Below are 3,070 nucleotides of genomic sequence, written 5' to 3' on the forward strand. Positions count from 1 at the left end.
CGCTGGCACCATTAGGCCGCGATTCGGTGGCTCCAATGGGGCGAGATTTGTCAAATGGCAAAATCGGCCACATGGATGTAGTGTAAAAACGTTTTATTGCTTTAGGCTTTAGACGTTGCGGGCTGGTTTTGTGATTCGCAACTAGGTGGCACACCACCGCTTCTCTGATCAATCGTGATTAACGCTCCAATCTGATTGGTGGTGTTTGATGTGTGCCATGCAATAAAATCTTCCCAGCCGCCCTCCCACTGACTCAGACCTTTGTGCCAAGAAGATTTTCCACACACTGGCAATCGAGCACACTCTTCGGCAACGGCGAGCGCAATTTCTGTAACGTTACCAAATCTCAACGCGTCATAAACCCCGCCCGTATGAATGGAAATGAATGCCTCATCCACATGGTGGAGTTGCTGTGCCCAAGGTACGATAGCAAACTGGAATTTGAGAAGATCTGCGGCCATTCCCTTGACCACCAGAGGCTCGGGCGCCATACCAAAAATTCGTATAACCATCCTTGCGATTCGAGCTTGATACTCTTCCTTGCGGGACTTTTCTCTCGATGCCCTTTCACACGCCACACTTTTTTGTGCCGCAGCCACATCTCGGCTGTAACCGCTAAGAAGATTCGCAGCCTGCGTTAGCAGTGTCCAATCATCCGCCATGACCAGTCGCTGATCGAAGGTCAGATTTTTTAGCACGCCAAGGATTTCCTTGATTGCAGACACTGCTTTTGTAGTGTTCGTGCGCACCCGTTTCGCGTCCTCAACACCGCTGAATGGATCGGAAAACCGGGCGCGCATGATCTGCTGACGATCTGCGGATTTTAAGTTTGGCTTTGCGTGTAGATTTGTAATGGATGGTTCATGGGGCATGATTAGCCTCCTTTTTTGTCATGACGTAGCGTTATGCTGACGCGTCTTTTGAGAGATTCGCTTAGTTCAGCGTTCCGGACTTGACGATTTGATCAATGTCGGCCGATCGCCACGCTACGCAGCGCGGACCAAGGGCTACTGAGGCTGGATAGCGGCCAGATTTGACGCCGTTGTACCACGTTGCCCGGCAAACGGGGATGAGTGCAAGTACTTGCGGAAGACGCAAAAGTGAAGCGGGTAATTTGGGGTTCATAACAATCCTTAGGCACTACTTGATACGACCCTCGGATATGTCCTCATGCCGAAAAACCAGCGCGGCCAATACAAAATAATTTTCCTAAACGCAGCAGAGCGGGCAAACCGCTGCGTGTTTCTAAAGGGGTATAGCGCCGTTTAACTGGTTTAAGAAAATAAAAATCTATTTTTCTTGTGTACCAGAAAACATGTTGCAAAATTGCAACACGGCACATCGAAGCTGCCGTCAGCATAAAAGATTTCGGGATCGAACTCGTTACCGCAGCGATTTTCGGGATCGAACTCGTTAGCAAATGCACAAACAGGGTACGTATCCGGGTACGCAGCAATTACGATATTGTGTTTTGTATTTGTTATCAATGTGTTGATACAGTTCGTCCGGTAGCCCCCGCCTCCACCAAAAATTGATGCCCAACGGTTCTCCGTTGGGCATTTTCTTTGCGGAATCCCGCAAACACGCGGGGGTTCGTGCGGAAACCTGCGGACTTCGCCAGCCGACCAGCCGATCCGTTTTAGACCACTTTCTGCTCTCACCAATAGTCTCTGTTCTGTCTGAGCCCAAAAAGGGGCCGAAGTCCGCAAAGGAAATTCGTAGACCCGCATAAACAAAGGGTTTGCGCGCGGACGAATCAATCAAGTTTTATTTCAGCATTGGTAGGCGGAGGGAATTCCTCCCTGCGCCTACGCCTTTAAGCCGCCCATCTAATTTGCGATTTGTCAGATAACAGAATATACTTCTGACAAAGGAGTCGCCACCATGAGCCATCTTGCCGAAAATATTTTGTCTGCCGCCCGCACCATGCCCGAGGGTGGCTTGCTGTCGCCCAAAGAATTTCTGCATCTGGGTTCGCGTGCTGCTGTGGACAAAACCTTGTCTCGATTGGCTCTTGAAGGCCAATTGATGCGCGTGAGTCGTGGTGCCTACGTCGCACCTTACCAAGGTCGATTCGGCGTTCGCCCCCCCTCCACTGAGTCAGTGGTGCAGGCCATTGAAGCGCGTGGTGGTGAAACGGTCGTGGCCAATGGTGCGGCTGAAGCCAATGCGCTGGGTTTGACCACTCAGGTGCCAACGCGCGAAGTGTTTTTTACCTCTGGCCCATCCCGCAAACTGCAACTGGGTAATCGTTGCGTTGAGCTCAAGCACGGCAATCGCTGGCAATTATTGCTGGGCAAACGTCCGGCTGGCATGGCGATTCGTGCGCTCGATTGGCTGGGTCCTGAGGCTGCACCAGCGGCGATCAAACTGCTCCGCACAAAACTGTCTGAACCCGAATGGGCGGCTGTGGGCAGTGCACGAGCCATGTTGCCGAGCTGGATGGCTAAAGTGGTCAGCGAAGGTATGACACATGGCTGAGTCATGGTTCTCTCTCAGCCGAGTTGATCAGGCTGAAGCCTTGGAATATGCGTCTGCCCGAACAGGGCGGCCAGCGCACTTGCTCGAAAAAGATATTTGGGTCGTGTGGGCACTATCCGCTATCTACGAATCAACGTTGGCCAGTAAACTCACTTTCAAGGGCGGAACGTCGCTGTCCAAGGTTTATCGCATCATTGATCGATTTTCCGAGGATGTGGATCTCACCTACGACATCCGCGAACTGGCGGCCGACCTTTTGCAGCAAGGAAACCCCATCCCTGCTTCATCAAGCCAAGAGAAAAAGATCAGCAGCGCGGTACGTCATCGCTTGCCCACCTGGATTGAGACCACGGTAAGGCCGGTCATTGAGGCCGCGATGGTGAAGGCTGGCCTTGAAGCCACTCTGACTTTGGCAGGCAAGGAAAGCGACAAATTAGTTCTGGCGTATCCAGCGGTCAAAACCGGGACAGGCTATTCCTCCCCAACGATCCAACTGGAGTTTGGTGCGCGCGCCACGGGTGAACCAAACCAGGTTCAGACTTCCTGATCCAGGCCGTATTTATTCAGTATTTTCAGGAAATTAGTTTGG

General features: G+C 52.0%; 5 protein-coding genes. 2 read left to right on the forward strand and 3 right to left on the reverse strand.

The genetic code is table 11. The annotated features are described in order from the left end of the window. Positions 1-101: 101 nt before the first annotated feature. The 3 genes from ACOYNV_RS26950 to ACOYNV_RS26960 form a co-directional block, all read right to left on the reverse strand. The gene (locus ACOYNV_RS26950; RefSeq protein ID WP_422902900.1) at positions 102-872 is read right to left on the reverse strand and encodes a hypothetical protein; all 771 of its coding nucleotides are present in this window, start codon (positions 870-872) and stop codon (positions 102-104) included. Between the two features lie 61 nt (positions 873-933). After that, positions 934-1,125, reverse strand: a complete 192-nt coding sequence (locus ACOYNV_RS26955; protein WP_422902901.1) for a helix-turn-helix transcriptional regulator — start codon at positions 1,123-1,125, stop codon at positions 934-936. Between the two features lie 43 nt (positions 1,126-1,168). After that, a complete protein-coding gene (locus ACOYNV_RS26960) occupies positions 1,169-1,360 on the reverse strand; it encodes a hypothetical protein (RefSeq protein WP_422902902.1) in 192 nt (63 codons plus the stop codon). Positions 1,361-1,884: 524 nt separating this feature from the next. On the opposite strand from ACOYNV_RS26960, the gene ACOYNV_RS26965 reads away from it, so the two are divergent. Next, positions 1,885-2,481 carry a DUF6088 family protein gene (locus ACOYNV_RS26965; protein ID WP_422902903.1) on the forward strand — a complete coding sequence of 199 codons (597 nt, stop codon included), beginning with the start codon at positions 1,885-1,887 and terminating at the stop codon, positions 2,479-2,481. Further along, on the forward strand, positions 2,474-3,028 hold the full coding sequence (locus ACOYNV_RS26970) for a nucleotidyl transferase AbiEii/AbiGii toxin family protein (protein ID WP_422902904.1): 555 nt from the start codon (positions 2,474-2,476) through the stop codon (positions 3,026-3,028). The genes ACOYNV_RS26965 and ACOYNV_RS26970 overlap by 8 nt, the downstream gene beginning before the upstream one ends. The last annotated feature ends 42 nt before the right edge of the window (positions 3,029-3,070 follow it).

It is taken from the genome of Propionivibrio sp., assembly GCF_049316945.1.
GTDB lineage: Bacteria > Pseudomonadota > Gammaproteobacteria > Burkholderiales > Rhodocyclaceae > Propionivibrio.

Bases quoted from the DNA above. Each gene is read 5' to 3' on its own strand.
- ACOYNV_RS26950 (WP_422902900.1), bottom strand. From the start codon at position 872: ATGCCCCATGAACCATCCATTACAAATCTACACGCAAAGCCAAACTTA.
- ACOYNV_RS26960 (WP_422902902.1), bottom strand. From the start codon at position 1,360: ATGCTGACGGCAGCTTCGATGTGCCGTGTTGCAATTTTGCAACATGTT.
- ACOYNV_RS26970 (WP_422902904.1), top strand. From the start codon at position 2,474: ATGGCTGAGTCATGGTTCTCTCTCAGCCGAGTTGATCAGGCTGAAGCC.
- ACOYNV_RS26955 (WP_422902901.1), bottom strand. From the start codon at position 1,125: ATGAACCCCAAATTACCCGCTTCACTTTTGCGTCTTCCGCAAGTACTT.
- ACOYNV_RS26965 (WP_422902903.1), top strand. From the start codon at position 1,885: ATGAGCCATCTTGCCGAAAATATTTTGTCTGCCGCCCGCACCATGCCC.